Origin of the sequence: Thorsellia kenyensis, from assembly GCF_042432445.1 — a bacterium.
GTDB classification, from domain to species: domain Bacteria; phylum Pseudomonadota; class Gammaproteobacteria; order Enterobacterales; family Thorselliaceae; genus Thorsellia; species Thorsellia kenyensis.
On sequence record NZ_JBHLXE010000080.1, the window covers coordinates 1 to 550 of the forward strand.

General features: G+C 42.4%; 1 protein-coding gene. It reads right to left on the bottom strand.

Translation table 11 applies throughout. From position 1 onward, the window contains the following. Positions 1-525 (bottom strand): hypothetical protein (locus ACFFIT_RS07120; protein WP_385876966.1); only part of this gene is annotated, 525 nt, incomplete at its 3' end. Between the last annotated feature and the right edge of the window lie 25 nt (positions 526-550).

The window sequence follows — 550 nt, forward strand, 5'->3', positions numbered from 1 at the left end:
CGCAAATGGTGTACTTGTTCTATCATAGTACCACTCAGTGCCCGTAACGATGGTACGTGTCCATGTGGTGCCATTATCAAAGCTGATTTCTACATACTCATCTGCATCTAGCGCTTTGTCTAAGTGACCAAAGAACTCCAATGTCTTATCATTCGTTTTGAAGTCATTGTCGGCTATACCACGGTCTTCTGAAATTCTATCTAAGTAGACTTTGTTCGTGATATCAGGTGCTTTGTTATCCACTATAATCGCTTGTGACGATTTTGAACCCTCATCATTTACGTTATTGATGATACGTACTTCGATGTTATGTGTCCCATTAGATAACGCTTTACTTGTGTTGTCATAGAACCAGGTTCTGTCTGTGACCGTCACTTGTACCCAACCCTGACCATCAATGTTGATTTCAACACGCTCACCCATCGCTAAGCCATTTGCTAATGCCCCTTTGATGATTAATGTCGGGTCATTCGTTATCCAGTCACCTAACGCACCTGAGTCATCACTGATTTCAGTAATCGTCACGCTATTTGATTGAACACCACCCGTG